Source organism: Roseivivax sp. CAU 1753, from assembly GCF_054482575.1.
Map to the genome: position 1 here is coordinate 115,919 of NZ_JBTLRF010000007.1, position 15,328 is coordinate 131,246.

Here is a 15,328-nt window from a genome sequence, read left to right on the forward strand (position 1 = left end):
GCTGGCGGCGACGCTGGCGGGTTTTTTCATGGCCGCGGCTTCGGCGACGCCTCAGGCCTTTTGCGCCAGCAGCACGCTGTGGAAATCGCAATCGGGGTCTTCGCGGGCAAAGGCCATGACGGTAAGGCCCACGGCAGCCAGCCGCGCGGCGTAGTCGCCGGGCGACAGGCTCGCGTGATAGACGCGGTCGGTGCCCACATGCCCCAGCGCCTCCGAGGCAGAGGGACCCACCGTCAGCATCAGGCAACCGCCGGGCACAAGATGCCGCGCGAGCCTCGGGATCAGGTCGCGCTGGTCCTCGGGCGTCAGGTGAAAGAACGCATCCCACGACAGGATGCCATCATAGGCCGCCCCGAGATCGAGCCCGCGCATGTCGCCGACGTGCCAGTCACCTTGCGGCGCATATGCGCGCGCGCGATCATCGGCTTGGCCGCGTCGATGCCGGTCACCACGCAGCCCGCCCGCGTCAGATAGGCGGCAATGGGCCGCCCGGTGCCGCAGCCGAGGTCGAGAACCCGCGCCCGGGCGGGCAGCAGCGCGCGAAACCGGACAAGCCAGGCCCTCTCGAACAGGGCCTTGGTGCGGGTGGCATCGAAATAGGCCGCCTGGCGTTCAAAGATCGCGATTGTCGCCGCCGCGCGGTCGCGTATCCGGGGCGTCGTGTGCGGGTCTTTCATCGGTGCATAAAAGCGTGGATCGCCCGACACTTCCAGCCTGCAGGGCCGCGCGGCGTTGTGCGCGCGTCTGGGGCCGCGTACACCTGCGGGATGAACGTTTCGGCATCATAGGCGGCGAAAATGGGGCTCAACCGCACCCAGCTTCGCGTGGTTCAACTCGTGGTCAGCGCAGGGCTTCTCACGCTGCTCTGGCTTGCGGTCGACGGGCAGGAGGCGCTGCGGATCCTGCGGCGCGCGGATTTCGGCTGGATTGCGCTGGCCTGGCTGGTGATGAGCGTGCAGACGCTGCTGTCGGCGCTGCGCTGGAAACTCATCGCGGGCAGGCTGGGCCAGCCCTTCGGCTACCGGCATGCGGCGTCGGAATACTACCTGTCGCAATTCGTCAACCAGTCGCTGCCGGGCGGCATGGTGGGCGACGCGGGCCGCGCCTACCGGATGCGCAAACCGGCAGGCTTGCTGCGCGCGGCGCAGGGCGTGTTCTTCGAGCGTCTGTCGCAACAGGCCGGCATCTTCGCCATCTTCGCGGTCACCTACGTGATCACCACGATCCAGCCCGGGGGGCTGCGCTGGCCGGTCTGGCTGACCTCGATCACGGCACCGTTCCTGCTGGTCTGCCTCGGGCTGCCCTTCGTTCTGTGGTTCGGCTGGATCCTGCCCGGGCCGCAACGGCGTGCCCTGCAGGACATGTGGTCGGCGCTTTCGACGTCCTTGCTGGCCCCGCGTAACCTGGCCATTCAGGTGCCGCTGGCGCTGGCCACCGCCGCCTGCAACATCTTTGCCTTCTACGCCTGCGCGCGGGCCATCGGCACCACCCTGCCGCTGGCGGCGGTGCTGGGCCTCGTGCCGCTGATCCTGTTCATGATGCTGGTGCCGATCACCGTGTCGGGCTGGGGTCTGCGCGAAGGCGTGGCGGCGGCGCTGTTTCCCATCGCGGGGGCCAGCGGGTCCGCAGGGCTGGCCGCGTCGATTGCCTTTGGCCTGGTGTTTCTGGCCGCGGTGCTGCCGGGCGTTCTGCCGATCCTCGTGCGGCGTGGCCATGTTGAGGTTGAGGACCGCCGCCCCGAGACCTAATTGCAGGGCATCCGCCCGCGCAACAAGGAATCCCTTTCGTGACCATCGGCCCTGTCCTGATCTTTCGCCAGCTGAGTGACACGCAGCTGCACCTTGCGGCCCTCGTGACCGGGGTCGGGGCAGAGGCCCCCGGCCCGTTCATCGTCGCGGAAAAGCCGGTGACGCCAAGCCTGCTGGCCCAGGTTGACGATACCCGCGTCTGGCGCTTCGACTTCTGCCTGCCGCGCGGACAGGCGGCGCAGTACAGCTTCCGGGGCGACGTCCATCCGGTCGCCACCGATTTCGACGGCGATCTGCATATCGGCTTCGTGTCGTGCAACGGCGAGGAAAACGGCGATCTCGACCGCGACGACGCAGAACGCAACGCCATGTGGCGGCAGATGGACGACAGCCATCGTGCCCGGCCCCTGCACCTGCTGATCCACGGCGGCGATCAGGTCTATGCGGACGAGGTCACGGACGGCCACCCCCTGACGCGGGACTGGCCCGAAGCCGTGCCCGAGGATCCGTCGCCAGAGGCACTGGCCGATCTGCGCGCCCATCTGCGGCGCGGTTTCCTGCATCGCTACGCCAAGACCTACGCGGCCTCGGGCTTTGCCCGGATGTGCGCGCAGGTGCCGTCGCTGATGATGTGGGACGATCACGATATCTGCGATGGCTGGGGGTCGCTTGACGATGCGATCCAGGCGACACCGGTGGCGCGGCTGCTGTTCGAGACCGCGCGCGAGGCGTTCCTCTTGTTCCAGCACGCCGCGACCGATGCCGATGTGCCCGCGCTGTTTCTCGACCCGACGGGGGCGTCGCTGTCCTATCGCCGCGATCTGCCGGGGCTGACGGTGCTGGCGCCCGATCTGCGGTCCGAACGGACCAAGGCGCGGATCATGGGGCCGAAAGGCTGGCAGGCCTTCGATACCGCGCGGCAAGGGGTGGCCGAACGCGTGATCATGGTGTCGAGCGTGCCACTTCTGGGGCCACGCCTGTCGATTGTCGAGAAGGTCATGAACGCCCTGCCGACGATGCAGAAATACGAAGACGACCTGCGTGACCAATGGCAAAGCCATGCCCATCGCGCAGAATGGAAACGGATGCTGCGGGCGGTGCTGGACATGGAGGAGGCCGGGTCGGACGTCACTGCCGTCTCGGGCGAGATCCATCTGGCGACGCGCGCCACGCTCGACGGCAGGCGAGGGCCGATGCACCAGCTTGTGGCCTCGGGGATCTCGCATCGCGCGCCGCCCAAGGCCTGGGCCTGGACGCTGGGCACCTTCGCGCGGCTCGGGGATGCGCCGCTGCCGGGCCATCCGATCCGCATCCGGCCCTTGCCGGGGTTCCGGACCAACTACATCGCCGAACGGAATTACCTGCTGATCGACCGTCTGTCGGGCAACTGGCAGGCCCGCTGGGCGCTGGAAAACAGCGGCATGACCCCGGCCCTGTCGATCTGAGCGGCCTCAGCCAAGGTAGATCCGCCCCTTGGGATAGCGCACCCGCGCCACCGAATGTGTCGCCAGGAAAAAGCCCAGTGTCAGAGGCCCGACCCGGCCCAGGAACATCACCACCATGATGACAGCGCGCCCGATCCCGTCGAGGTCTTCGGTCGCACCCATCGACAGCCCGACGGTGCCGAAGGCCGACACGACTTCGAAGGCGAGGGTCAGGAAGGGGCCGTCATGGGTGATCGAGACGAGAAACAGCGACACGAAGACGATGAGGATCGAAATGGTGGTGAGGGCCAGAACCTTCATCACCTCGTCTAGGGCAAGGCTGCGCCCGAATGCGTGAAGTTCGGTCCGCTGGCGGAAAAAGGCGATGGTCGCCAGCACCAGCACGATGGCCGTCGTCACCTTGATCCCGCCCGCGGTCGACGTCGACCCGCCGCCCACCAGCATCAGCGTCATGGTCATCAGGGTGGTTGCATCGTGCATGGCTGCGGTGTCCAGCGTGTTGAACCCCGCCGTGCGCGGCGTCACCGCCTGGAACCAGCTGGCCTGAAGCCGCGCCCAGATGTCGGGCAGACCGCCCAGCGTGTTCGGATTGCGCCATTCCAGAGCGGCAAACATGACCCAGGCGAACAGGATCAGCGTGACCGTTCCGCCAAGCATGATCTTGGAATGCAGCGACAGCCTGGCCCATTTGCGGTTCTCGTGGATGTCGGCGACCACGACAAAGCCCAGCCCCCCGAGGATGAACAGGAACGGGATCACCAGATTGACCACCGGGTTCGCGACCCAAGGCGCCAGGTTCGCCGCATCGAGGCTGAAGCCCGCGTTGTTGAACGCCGAGACCGCGTGGAACATCGCAAACCAGAGGCCCGGACCCCAGCCCATCTCGGGCACGAAGACCAGCGCCAAGAGGGCCGTGCTCCCGGCCTCGCACAGCAGGGCAAAGGACAGCACGATGCGCACCAGCTTGAGCAGATCGCCGATGGAGGATTGGTTGAGGTCCTCGCGCAGCACGAGCCGCCCGCCAAGCCCGATGCGCACGCCGATCGCCGACAACACGAAGACCGCGAAGGTCATCAGACCCAGCCCGCCGAACTGGATCAGGATCGCAAGGATGACCTGCCCGGCAAGGGTGAAGTCGGCACCCGTGGTCACTACCGCAAGCCCCGTCACCGTGACCGCCGAGGTCGAGGTGAAGATTGCATCCGCCAAGCTGACATCGCCGGTCTGCGCCAGCGGCGACCAGAGCAGCAGCGCGCCCAGCAGGATCACCAGCAGATAGAGCGACACCAGCAGCATGGGCGGCGACAGGCGCAGGACGCGCCGCCGGACCCGGAGCCATGCCGCGCTCAGTGCCATGTCAGAGGCTCGCCGCGAACCGGCGCAGGTCCTTGCGTTGCCCCAGCAGCAGCAACAGATCGTCGCCCTCAAGCGTGCAGGGTTCGCCATCCTGCGCGACGAACTCGGTGCCGCGCATGACACCGACGCAGCGCAGATCGAACTCGGATCGATGCGTCAGCTCTGACAGGCTCTTGCCCTCGAGGCTTTCGGGGATGCGGAAGTTGACCACGTAATAGCCGTTGCCGAGGCTGATATAGTCGCGGATCAGCGGGTTGTGCAGCACTTGCGCGACGTGCTGGCCGACCTCGACCTCGGGATGGATGATGCGGTCGACCCCCAGCCGCGACAGGATACGATGATGGGTCTTGGTGCGGGCCTTGGCCCAGATCGTTTCGACCCCGACCAGCTTGAGGTTGATCGCCGCCAGGATCGACGCTTCGAGGTCCGAGCCGAGCGCCACCAGCGCCGCGTCGCAATCGCCGATGCCCGCCTCTTTCAGCGCCTGATCGTCGCGGGCATCGACGATCAGCGCCTGACTGATGTCATCGGCGTGCTCGGTCACGCGCTTTTCGTCAATGTCGATGCCGATCACCTGGTTGCCGAAGCGGGTCAGTTCCCTGGCGACCGTCGCGCCAAAGTTGCCAAGGCCGACCACGGCGAACATCCGGACTTTCTCGGCCATGGGGCGTCTCCCTTGGGGTGTCTGTGGTGGCGCGGCTGATGCGGCGGCGCGTCCCGACAAAGTGCGCCGGGCCGCGCGCGTGATCAATCGGCGAGTTTCTCGAGGAAATGGGTGGCGACGGATACGCGGGTTTCCTGCCCCATGAAGGCCGTCAGAAGCTGCACGCGATCCTCGGATTCGAGCTGCTCGATCCGGCTGACCAGTTCCGCCATCGGGCCCGAGACGACGCGGACGCGGTCCCCTTCCTGAAAGGCGGGTGCGGTCGTCATCAGCCCGTCGGAGTCGCACCGCGCCCGCATCCCGGCGATGAAGTCCTCGGGCAGGGGGCGGGGGTTGCGCGGGTCGTTGACGATGATCCGTGTGAGACCGCGGGTGGCGTTCAGCGCCCGCCACTGCGACGAAGCGGGGTCGAACCGGACGAAGATATAGCCGGGAAACAGCGGCCTGGCCTGGTTCAGCATCTTGTCGCCGCGGCGCACATTCTCAAGCCGCTTGGGCATGAAATGCGCAAACCCCTGCCGCGTGAGATTGCGTTCGGCAATGCCCAGCCCGTTGGGTTTCAGCTGGGCGGCGAACCAGTTGCCGGCGGCGGTGTCATCGCTGGGATCGGACATGGGCTCTTTCGCGTTTCACCGGAGGGCAGAAATCACGCAGGTGTATCGCAGGCATCGACCAGGCCCGACATGTGCCGGGCCTGCGATCGATCAAAGCGCTCAATTCGTGTAGTAGTTCGATCCATAGGCCGAGTAGGAGCCGTACTTGCCGCCATAGCCGTAGCGCTTCATCCCCTTGGGGTCGATCTGCCCGAGAACGAGGCCCGCGATGCGCAGGTTGGCGGTGGCGAACTGACGCATGGCCTCGCGGATTTGGACCTTGGTGGTGCGGTCCCAGGCGATGGTGAAGACGATCGCATCGACCAACTGGCCAATTACGCGGGCATCCGGCACGACCAGCACCGGTGGCGTGTCGATGATGATGATGTCGTACTCGGCGCGCACCTTCTTGATGAAGTCGCGGAACTTATCGGACGAGAAAATATCGGCCGCGTTCAGGTTCGACTTGTCACCCATCAGGATGTCGACGGGCATACGCGGGTCGCGCACAACGGCTTCCTCGAGGGTGCATTCCTCCATCATCGCGGCAACGAGCCCGGGATGATGCTCGTCGGTCTTGAAGTATTGTTGGAAGGTGCGGCGACGGATGTCGGCTTCGATCAGCAGAACCTTGCGGCCCATCCCCGCCAGGTTATGCGCCAGCGAGATGGCTTGTGTCGTCTTGCCCTCGGCAGGGAGAGATGAGGTCGACATTATGATTTGCGGAGGCTTGTCGACATTAGATAGCAGCACGGACGTCCTGAGATTGCGGATCGCTTCTGCCGCCGCCGAGGTTGGTTTCGCGTTCAGATAGTCGATCAGCTGATCGCGGCGCTTGATCGGCATTTTCGGAATCTGACCGAGGATGGACTTGCCTGCGTACTCTTCCAGTTCCTCGGCCGTGCGAAAACCGGAATGCATGAACTGGCGCATTAAAATGATTGTGGCACCTAGCAAGAGGCCCAGGAAACAGGACATCACAAGAATGATCGATTTGCGCGGCTCGACGTAGATCCCAGGTGTTGCCTCTGACAACACGCGGCTATCAGCCTGTTGCAGACCCCGCTGAACTGAAGCTTCCTTCAGGCGAGTGAGGAACGTTTCGTAAAGTGTGCGCGTGGATTGAATCTCACGGTCCAATCGTTCGAGTTGCGCGAGATCCTCGGATTGCTTAACTAAGTCTTCTTCCTGTCTCTTGAGCGAGGCTGCCAATGACGTCGCTTGCGATTGCAAGCGATCAAGATTGGCTTGCTCGCGAGCTATCAGAAGGTTTGCTCGGGACACGAAAAGATCGATATCGTCGTTGTCGCCAGTCAGCGTGCCGGGCAACAGGCGGTTTAAAGTCGGATCTCGGAAAGCCTCTGCGATGTCTGTGAATTGATTATCGTCTAGCGATTTCCGATAGCCGTAGATTTTCTGTTCTGAAACAATGGCTTGCGCTCTTGTTTCAGAAAGTCGGTTGCGAATTTCGATCAATTGACGATTGAGCCCCTCTAGTGCTTCGGGACTAATCAGGTCGGTTTCGGTTCGCACTGCTTGAAGTTCGTCTTCCCGTTTGAGAAGTTCGCGTTCAAGTTCTGTCACTCGCTCAGAAAGCCAAGTTACGGCGCTCTCTGTCGCCTCAAACTTGGAATTTAACTGGTCCCTGATGTAAAGCTCCGCCAAAGTATTGGCGAGCTTCTGTGATTTTACTGGGTCCCCAGTTCGCGCTGAAATATAATATACGTAAGTATTCCGTTGAGCATTGGCCGAAATGGTACCACGTAGATTATCGATAGTTCCGTTTAGAATTCGCTCATCTTCCGCTATGCTAAATCCAGTGGCGTTGTTTCCGCCCAGCAGGTCCCTAATGGCCTTCTTGATAGGAGAAAGCGAAACTGCAGGCGCTGGCCGAAGATCAGCATTGAATTCAGGATCTTGGAGCAAATTCAATTCATACACCAACTCGCTCAGCAACTTGCGCGACTTAATGATCTCAAGCTCGGTGTTAATACTCTCTTCATCGGCGGAAACACCGGAAACCACGGCTTCAATGTCAACGATTGGACGGGTCTGCAACTTGATTGCTAATGTCGTGGACGCTGAAAACTTCGGTACCGCAACTAGGTAGGCGTATGCACCGCCGAGCAGTACCGCGACGAATGCAAACAATATCAATAGCCACTTGCCGCGCCACAGCGTTCCAACAAGTTCCGTGAGGTCGATTCCATCGTCGCTGTCTGAACGGGATGCAACTAGGTCGGGTTGGGCGGCGGGAGCGGAATAGGACTTGTTCACGAAATGTCACGCTGTTTATTGCAAGGTCAGATGAGTGTGCTTTCTACGCGGCTCCGCACCGGTTGGGAACCGGCAAAAGTGCCGCGCTGTCGCGACAATTCCAACGGGTCAAAACATCAGGGGCGATCCGCAAGGACCGCCCCAGAACCCTTTTGGCTAGACCGCGAACCCGATCAGGTGCCGCTGGTCGTGCCGTCGCCGCCGCCGCCGTCGCCACCGATGGTCGAGATCAGGACAGCGAAGAGGACGCCGCCTGCAGCGAGACCGGCAGTCCCGAGCGTGCCGCCCAGATCACCGGCACCGCCGACGCGCAGGCAGGTCACGGAAATGGTGTTGGCGTCGATGAAGACAGCGCTCTGGATGGTGGCGTCGCCACCGCATGCGCCCTGAGCGGCTGCGATCTGCAGCGCCTCGTCGGGGGTGCCTTGCGCGGACGCGGCAACCGAAGTGATGGCAAGTGCGGCCGAAGCTGCGAGTGTACGAATCAACATGTTGATCTCCTAATACGTGAGGCGTTGCCCCATCCATAAGTTCTAACGTTGCACAACGCTAGAGATAATTTCTCCAGCGCCCGGCATTTTGGTCCTGAACGACGTCACGAAGCATACATGATCGCAACAACGTTGAAAAAGGGATTTTCTGGCACGCTAGGGCTTGAAAATACCGGCATATTCTTGCCGAAGCAGGTTCTTCTGAACCTTGCCCATGGTGTTCCGTGGCAGTGATTCGGCCTGGACCACGTGTCTGGGATGCTTGAACCGGGCCAGTTGCGACCCGGCGGCTCTGGCGATTTCGGCGCAATCGAGCGTGACGTCCGGCTCGGCCACCAGAATTGCCACCGGGGTCTCGCCGAAGTCCGGGTGCGGCACGCCGATGACCGCGCTTTCCAGAACGCCATCCTGCGCGTCGAGCACGATCTCGACCTCCTTGGGATAGATATTGTAGCCGCCCGAGATGATCAGGTCCTTGTTGCGCCCGACGATGGTCACATAGCCATCGGCATCTATCAGCCCGAGATCGCCGGTGATGAAGAACCCGTTTTCACGCAACTCCTCGGCGGTTTTCTCGGGCATCTGCCAATAGCCCTGAAACACGTTGCTGCCGCGCACCTCGATCTGGCCGATATCGCCTTGCGCCACCTCGTTCCCGGTTTCGGGATCGGTGATCCGAAGCTCGACCCCGGGCAGGGGAAAGCCGACCGTGCCGGCGCGCCGCTCGCCCTCATAGGGGTTCGACGTGTTCATGTTGGTCTCGGTCATGCCGTAGCGTTCCAGGATGCGGTGCCCGGTGCGGGCCTCGAAGGCCTTGTGCGTCTCGGCCAAAAGCGGTGCGGAGCCCGAGGTGAAGAGCCGCATTTTCGCCACCAGATCGCGGTCGAAACGGGCATCGTCCAGAAGGCGCGTATAGAAGGTCGGCACGCCCATCATCGTGGTCGCTTGCGGCAGCCATCGGATGACCGCGTCAGAATCGAACTTCGGCAGGAAGATCAGCGCACCGCCCGCCTTCAGCGTGACGTTGGTGGCAACGAAAAGCCCGTGGGTGTGAAAGATCGGCAAGGCGTGCAGCAGCACGTCGTCAGCCGTGAACCGCCACAGATCGGCCAGCGCCTCGGCATTTGACAGCAGGTTCGCCTGGCTCAGCATCGCGCCTTTCGACCGGCCCGTCGTGCCCGATGTGTAAAGCAGCGCGGCCAGATCGTCGCCGTCGCGCGACACCGTTGCAAAGCTGTCGGGCAGGTGTGTCGCGCGGTCGGTCAGACTGCCGCCCCCTGTCGCATCGAGCGTATCGAGCTTGGCCCCCAGCTTGTCCGCGACGGGGGCCAGTTCCTCGGCGTTGCGTGGATCGCAGATCACCAGCGCGGCACCGCAATCGTCGATGAAATAGTCCAGCTCATCGCGGGTATAGGCGGTGTTGAGCGGCAGGAACACGATGCCGGTCTGCGCACAGGCGGCATAGAGCATCAGCGCTTCGGGTGACTTGGCGACCTGCACGGCGATCCGGTCTCCGGGGGCAAGGCCGGTGTCGGTCAGCGCATGGGCGATCTGTGCGGCACGGCGCAGGAACGCGTCATAGCTGATCCGGTCCCCATCCGGCAGGATCAGGAACGGGGCCTGGTTGCCGGCGTGCACCCCGAACAGCGCGTCATAAAGAGGGTTGGTCATCGTCTCACCTATCGGATGTCACAAGCTTCGCGCCCTGAGCGGCCAGTGCCCGAACCTCGCCCGACGCGGCAACGGCATAGGCGGTCGCATAGCCTTCGTGGTTCTGGGACGCTTTCTTAAGATCGTAAAGGTAGTTCACCATGGCACCGCCCGATTGGCGCAGGCCGTTTGCGGATGTGTCGGCCCCGGCATGAACCGCGTGAACCTGTGCGCCGTTGCCGAGGTGAAACCGCGCCACCGGGTCTACCGGGCCGCCGGTGTCGCGGCGCGCGTTTACAAGGTAATGCGCGGCCAGTGCGCGCAGAGTCTCGCCCTCGGCGGGCCAATGATGAGGCGCGGTCTCGGTCATCCAGCGCGCCAGCCCGGGGATCGGCGACAGCGTCACAAAGGTCTTGAGACCGGGCAGTTCGGCGGCGAGATCGGCAACCACCTGCTTGATCAGGGACGACCCGAACGAGATGCCCGCCAGCCCCTTCTGGCAATTCGAGATCGAGTAGAACACCGCGGTATTGGCACGGGCGGCGTCGATGCCGTCGCGGTCTTCGGCCAGCAGCGCCTGCACCGACCCCGGCACGCCGCGGGTCAGGGCCACCTCGACGAAGATCAACGGTTCGTTCGGCATCGACGGGTGAAAGAAGGCAAAGCACCGCCGGTCGTCGGGCGCGACCCTGCGGCGCATGTCGTCCCAGCTGTCGATGGCGTGGACGGCCTCGTAGGCGATGATCTTTTCAAGCAGTTGCGCCGGGCTGTCCCAGCTGATCGGGCGCAGCACGAGAAAGCCGCGATTGAACCACGATGCGAAAAGATGCTGGAAATCGAGGTCGAGCGCCTGCAACTCGGGGCGATCCTTGCTGAGCCGCAGCAGGTCCGTTCGCATCTTCACCAGCTGCTCGGTGCCGCCGGGCACCTGGTTGAGCCGCCGGATGAACTCTTGCCGGGTCGGTTCGACCGCAGCGAGGAACGCGCGATAACTGTGTTGCGATCCCTCGTGTTCGTAACGGTCAAGCGCATCGCGCACCTGGTCCGGCGCGATGTTCATGTTGCGCGCCAGATGGTCGAAGAACCGGCCCTTGCCGTCATCGTCGAGGGCGGCGTATTGCGCCAGGATCTCGCCTGCCAGCGCCTGGCCCGAGACCTCGCCGCGTGCGCTGACCAGCGCTTCGGCCAGATCCGACAGGGCGCGTTTGTCACCGCCCGGCAGGAACGCCGACGGGTGGCGCCGGTCGAGAACCGTTGTCAGAAGGTCGGCCAGAACGCTCATATCCGCGTCCCCATGACAGCGTCGGGCAGCCATGTCGCCAGGCCCGGGAACAGGCACAGCAGCAGGATGGCCACGATCATGCAGGCCACATAGGGCAGGGACCCGAGCAGGATCGACTTCAGCGATATATCCGGCGCGATGCCGTTGATGACGTAAAGGTTCAGCCCGACCGGAGGAGAGATCAGACCGATCTCCATGTTGATGGTCAGCACCACGGCGAACCAGATCGGATCGAAACCGGCGGTGGTAATGATCGGCAGCAGGATGGGTGCGGCCATCAGGATGACCGCCACGGGCGGCAGGAAGAAGCCCGCGATCAGCAGAAAGACGTTGATCGCCCCCATCAGCACCCAGCGGTTGACCTCGAGCGTGCCGATCCACTGCGCAATGGACTGCGTGATGAACAGCGACGACAACATGTACGAGAAGACGCCCGCCGCGGCGATGATGAACAGGATCATCACGCTTTCGCGGGTCGAATCGCGCAGCACCGTCCAAAGGGCGGCCGGGCTCCACATCTTGTAGACGATCATCGCCATCACGAGGCACAGCAACGCGCCGACCGCCGCCGTTTCCGAAGGCGTGGCGATGCCGCCGTACATGGCATAAAGCACGCCCAGAATGATGAAGAGGAAGGGCAGGACCCTTGGCAGGATCTCGAACTTTTCCTTCCACGAATAGCTGCCGACGCCCAGCACCGCGGCATTGCCAGACCGCCAGGTGGCATAGATCGACCACACCATGAACAGGGCCACCAGCAGCAGCCCCGGGATCACACCCGCGAGGAACAGCCGCCCGATCGAGGATTCGGTGGCGATGCCGTAGACGATCATGGTGACCGAGGGCGGGATCAGGATGCCCAGCGTACCGCCCGCCGCGATCGACCCCGCCGCGACGCCGTCGGGATAGCCGCGCTTGCGCATCTCGGGGATGCCCATCTTGCCGATGGCGGCACAGGTGGCCGGGCTGGACCCGGACATCGCGGCAAACAGCGCGCAAGCCCCGAGGTTAGAGACCACCAGCCCGCCGGGGACCCGGGTGAGCCAGCGTTCCAGGGCTTCGTAAAGATCGGCCCCCGCCCGCGTCGAGGCGATGCTCGACCCCATGATGATGAACATCGGAATCGACAGCAGCGCGAAATTGTCGAGCTTGCCGAACAGGATCTCGGGCATCAGTTCAAGCGACCGCATGCCGTCGAAGACGATCAGGAACCCGCCCGAGACGATCAGCAGGCCGATCGCGACCGACACGCCGGAAAACAGGACGGCGATGGTGATCAGGGCGACGAGGCCGCCCAATGCCAGTGGATCCATGTCAGAGGTCTCCTGTCGCGCGGGCGGTCAGCCCTTCGGTCTCGATCCCGAAGGGCGCATCGATGCCGCGCAGCACGGCGTAAAGGTCGGCGACCAGTTGCAGCAGCAACAGTGCCAGACCGATGGGCAGGGACAGGTACGGCTTCCACAGCAGCGGTCCCCAGACCGTGTCCGACCGCCAGCCGCGCTCGAACGCGAAGTGCCAGAACTCGTACCCGTAAAACAGCATCACCGCGATCACGAGGATCGAGGCCGAGAGTGTGAATATGGACAACACCTTGCGGGCGCGCCGCGGCAGGGCGAGCGGCAGCAGATCGACGTTCACATGCCCGCGCAGACGCTGCACATAGGGCAGGCCGATCAGCGTGGCCGCGATCATCAGGTAGATCACCGCTTCGGTTTGCCAGACGGTCGAGCCGTTCATCACGAAGCGGATGAAGATCATCTGGCAGACGATGCCGACGGCGATGACGATCATCGCGGCCGAGCACCAGCCTGCAAAGGTTGAGATGGCCGCGACGCCCTTCAGGAACGGATCGTTCCCGGTGCGCGCAACAGTACCGGCGGTCTGCCCGGACATGGATGCCCCCTGTTCGTATCGGTGTGGCGGGACGGCGCGGGGCCGCCCCGAACCTGCGATCACTCGACGGCGAGCGCCATGTCCAGCAGTTGCTGACCGTCGGACACTTCCTCGACGAAGGCCTTGTAGGACGTTTCCTGCGCGACCTTCCGCCAGGCATCGAATTCCTCGGCGGTCATATCGGCGATCTCGACGCCGTTCTCCTCGTAGACGCGGCGGCTTTCGGCGTCCTCCTTCTTGGCTTCCTCGAGATAGAAGGCCTGCGCCTTGGCGGAGGCATCCATCAGCGCTTGCTGTTGCTCTTCCGTCAGCCCGTCGAAGGTGGATTTGTTCATCAGCATGGGCTGATACATGAACCACAGCGCAAATTCGCCCGGCGGGGTGTAGCAGCCGGCCTGTTCGTAGATCCGGTAGGATACGAAGGACGAGGACGAGGTGTTCGCCGCATCGAGCACGCCGGTTTGCATGGCGTTGTAGATCTCGGCCGAGGACATCGATGCGATCGAGGCACCGGCACCCGCCAGCATCTGCTCGAACGCCTTGCCCGCGGCGCGGGTCTGCAGGCCCTGCACATCATCGGGCCCGGTGATGCAGCCTTCCTTGCCGACAAATCCGCCCGCGAGATAGCCATGCACGAGGACCATGACGTCATCGGCGGCCATCTTCTCTTCCAGCGCGTCCATGAACGGGCTTTCGACCAGACGCGCGGCGTGGTCGTGGTTCTTCACCAGCCCCGGCATCAGCGTCAGGTTGTAGGCGGGCTGCTGGCCGCCGGCGTAGGACAGTGGCAGCACCGTCATGTCGAGCTGACCGCGGGACAGCGGGGTGTATTGCTCGCGCGCCTTGAACAGCGATTGCGAGCCGAAGATCTGGATGTTGAGATCGACATCGGCGGCGGCCACTTCGTCGGCAACCATCTGCGCGACCTTGTGGCGCACATCCTGGTTCGACCACTGGTGCGACAGGCGCAGATCGACGGCCTGAGCGGTGCCCGCAAAAGACATCAGCGCGATGGCAGCCGTTGCCGCCTTGTAATGAGTTTTCATGGTATCCTCCCTTTTTTGCCCCGCTCCTCAACAGGACTTCGCCCGACTATGAATATGACGTCCACAATGTCAACAACATTGCATACAATTTTTTTATGGTTGTATATTGGACGGGCAGGGGGGAGTCGGCATGCAAAAGCGACGCGCGGACCAGATCGCAGAGCAACTCGAAGAGCTGATCCTTGTCGGGCGCTACGCCGATGGCGACCGGCTGGACGAGGTGCGGCTGGCGGAAACCTTCGGCGTTTCGCGCACGCCCATGCGCGAAGCCTTCCAGCGGCTTGCGCAATCCGGACTGGTCGAGCATGTCCCCAATCGCGGCGTCTTTGTCAGGCAGCCGGGTCTGGTAGAATTGCTCGAGATGTTCGAGGTGATGGCCGAGATGGAGGCGATCTGCGGTCGCCTCGCCGCGCGCCGGATCAGCGACGCGGCCCTATCGGAACTGGACGCGGCCAACGCCAAGTGCCGTCAGGCGGTGCAGGAGGGCGATCCTGACGCCTATTACGATGAAAACCAGCGCTTTCACCGGTTGATCTATGCCCAGTCGGGCAACGCGTTCCTGCAGCAGGAGACCATGCGCCTGTCGCGTCGCCTGCGCCCGTTCCGCCGCCAGCAGCTGCGCCTGCGCGGTCGCCTGGCGCAATCCATGGGCGAGCATGAAGACATCGTCGCCGCCCTGCGCGACGGCGATGCCGCGCGGGCCGGGGAACTCCTGCGCGAACACGTGGCCGTACAGGGCGAGAAATTCCACCACCTGGTCGCAAGCGTGAAGGCGGCGGAGTAGGGGAAGGTTAATGCATGTGCGACCGCGTTAATTGCCAACCATACACCGGGTTTTTTAGTCGCCCCATGGTGCACATTCTTGCGCCGGTGCCGAGTGATT

Annotated in this window: 13 protein-coding genes and 1 pseudogene; 3 read left to right on the forward strand and 11 right to left on the reverse strand. The window is 63.6% G+C overall.

Translation table 11 applies throughout. The features are described from left to right. Window positions 1–51: 51 nt before the first annotated feature. A pseudogene (locus tag ACXYMN_RS15200) lies at window positions 52–677 on the reverse strand (class I SAM-dependent DNA methyltransferase). Between the two features lie 120 nt (window positions 678–797). On the opposite strand from ACXYMN_RS15200, the gene ACXYMN_RS15205 reads away from it, so the two are divergent. Then, window positions 798–1,748, forward strand: a complete 951-nt coding sequence (locus ACXYMN_RS15205; protein WP_459014573.1) for a lysylphosphatidylglycerol synthase transmembrane domain-containing protein — start codon at window positions 798–800, stop codon at window positions 1,746–1,748. A 38-nt stretch (window positions 1,749–1,786) separates the two neighbouring features. Beyond that, a complete protein-coding gene (locus tag ACXYMN_RS15210; RefSeq protein WP_459014574.1) occupies window positions 1,787–3,193 on the forward strand; it encodes an alkaline phosphatase D family protein in 1,407 nt (468 codons plus the stop codon). Window positions 3,194–3,199: 6 nt separating this feature from the next. Here the strand turns inward: ACXYMN_RS15210 and ACXYMN_RS15215 are convergent, their stop codons facing one another. The 10 genes from ACXYMN_RS15215 to dctP form a co-directional block, all read right to left on the reverse strand. Continuing rightward, window positions 3,200–4,549: a TrkH family potassium uptake protein gene (locus ACXYMN_RS15215; RefSeq protein WP_459014575.1), complete on the reverse strand. Its 1,350-nt coding sequence runs from the start codon at window positions 4,547–4,549 to the stop codon at window positions 3,200–3,202. Window position 4,550: 1 nt separating this feature from the next. Then, a complete protein-coding gene (locus tag ACXYMN_RS15220; RefSeq protein ID WP_459014576.1) occupies window positions 4,551–5,213 on the reverse strand; it encodes a potassium channel family protein in 663 nt (220 codons plus the stop codon). Between the two features lie 83 nt (window positions 5,214–5,296). Continuing rightward, a complete protein-coding gene (gene nusG, locus ACXYMN_RS15225) occupies window positions 5,297–5,827 on the reverse strand; it encodes a transcription termination/antitermination protein NusG (RefSeq protein ID WP_459014577.1) in 531 nt (176 codons plus the stop codon). A gap of 99 nt (window positions 5,828–5,926) precedes the next feature. After that, window positions 5,927–8,083 (reverse strand): GumC family protein, encoded by a 2,157-nt coding sequence (locus ACXYMN_RS15230; RefSeq protein WP_459014578.1) that lies wholly within the window; start codon window positions 8,081–8,083, stop codon window positions 5,927–5,929. Between the two features lie 173 nt (window positions 8,084–8,256). Next, window positions 8,257–8,574, reverse strand: a complete 318-nt coding sequence (locus tag ACXYMN_RS15235) for a hypothetical protein (RefSeq protein WP_459014579.1) — start codon at window positions 8,572–8,574, stop codon at window positions 8,257–8,259. Window positions 8,575–8,730: 156 nt separating this feature from the next. Further along, window positions 8,731–10,245, reverse strand: coding sequence for a malonate--CoA ligase (locus ACXYMN_RS15240; RefSeq protein WP_459014580.1), 1,515 nt, complete (start codon window positions 10,243–10,245; stop codon window positions 8,731–8,733). A gap of 4 nt (window positions 10,246–10,249) precedes the next feature. Beyond that, the gene (locus ACXYMN_RS15245) at window positions 10,250–11,506 is read right to left on the reverse strand and encodes a malonyl-CoA decarboxylase (protein ID WP_459014581.1); all 1,257 of its coding nucleotides are present in this window, start codon (window positions 11,504–11,506) and stop codon (window positions 10,250–10,252) included. Further along, window positions 11,503–12,819 (reverse strand): TRAP transporter large permease, encoded by a 1,317-nt coding sequence (locus ACXYMN_RS15250; protein WP_459014582.1) that lies wholly within the window; start codon window positions 12,817–12,819, stop codon window positions 11,503–11,505. Before ACXYMN_RS15250 ends, ACXYMN_RS15245 begins: the two co-directional genes overlap by 4 nt. 1 nt (window position 12,820) lies before the next feature. Further along, entirely contained in the window at window positions 12,821–13,399 is a 579-nt protein-coding gene (locus tag ACXYMN_RS15255; protein WP_459014583.1) for a TRAP transporter small permease, read from the reverse strand. A gap of 59 nt (window positions 13,400–13,458) precedes the next feature. Beyond that, complete coding sequence (gene dctP, locus ACXYMN_RS15260) at window positions 13,459–14,445, reverse strand: TRAP transporter substrate-binding protein DctP (protein WP_459014584.1); 987 nt, start codon at window positions 14,443–14,445, stop codon at window positions 13,459–13,461. Window positions 14,446–14,575: 130 nt separating this feature from the next. Between dctP and ACXYMN_RS15265 the strand changes: the two genes are divergently transcribed. Further along, on the forward strand, window positions 14,576–15,229 hold the full coding sequence (locus ACXYMN_RS15265; RefSeq protein ID WP_459014585.1) for a GntR family transcriptional regulator: 654 nt from the start codon (window positions 14,576–14,578) through the stop codon (window positions 15,227–15,229). Window positions 15,230–15,328 lie beyond the last annotated feature (99 nt).

Bases quoted from the DNA above. Each gene is read 5' to 3' on its own strand.
- dctP (WP_459014584.1), bottom strand. From the start codon at position 14,445: ATGAAAACTCATTACAAGGCGGCAACGGCTGCCATCGCGCTGATGTCT.
- ACXYMN_RS15265 (WP_459014585.1), top strand. From the start codon at position 14,576: ATGCAAAAGCGACGCGCGGACCAGATCGCAGAGCAACTCGAAGAGCTG.
- nusG (WP_459014577.1), bottom strand. From the start codon at position 5,827: ATGTCCGATCCCAGCGATGACACCGCCGCCGGCAACTGGTTCGCCGCC.
- ACXYMN_RS15250 (WP_459014582.1), bottom strand. From the start codon at position 12,819: ATGGATCCACTGGCATTGGGCGGCCTCGTCGCCCTGATCACCATCGCC.
- ACXYMN_RS15255 (WP_459014583.1), bottom strand. From the start codon at position 13,399: ATGTCCGGGCAGACCGCCGGTACTGTTGCGCGCACCGGGAACGATCCG.
- ACXYMN_RS15220 (WP_459014576.1), bottom strand. From the start codon at position 5,213: ATGGCCGAGAAAGTCCGGATGTTCGCCGTGGTCGGCCTTGGCAACTTT.
- ACXYMN_RS15245 (WP_459014581.1), bottom strand. From the start codon at position 11,506: ATGAGCGTTCTGGCCGACCTTCTGACAACGGTTCTCGACCGGCGCCAC.
- ACXYMN_RS15235 (WP_459014579.1), bottom strand. From the start codon at position 8,574: ATGTTGATTCGTACACTCGCAGCTTCGGCCGCACTTGCCATCACTTCG.
- ACXYMN_RS15205 (WP_459014573.1), top strand. From the start codon at position 798: ATGGGGCTCAACCGCACCCAGCTTCGCGTGGTTCAACTCGTGGTCAGC.
- ACXYMN_RS15240 (WP_459014580.1), bottom strand. From the start codon at position 10,245: ATGACCAACCCTCTTTATGACGCGCTGTTCGGGGTGCACGCCGGCAAC.
- ACXYMN_RS15215 (WP_459014575.1), bottom strand. From the start codon at position 4,549: ATGGCACTGAGCGCGGCATGGCTCCGGGTCCGGCGGCGCGTCCTGCGC.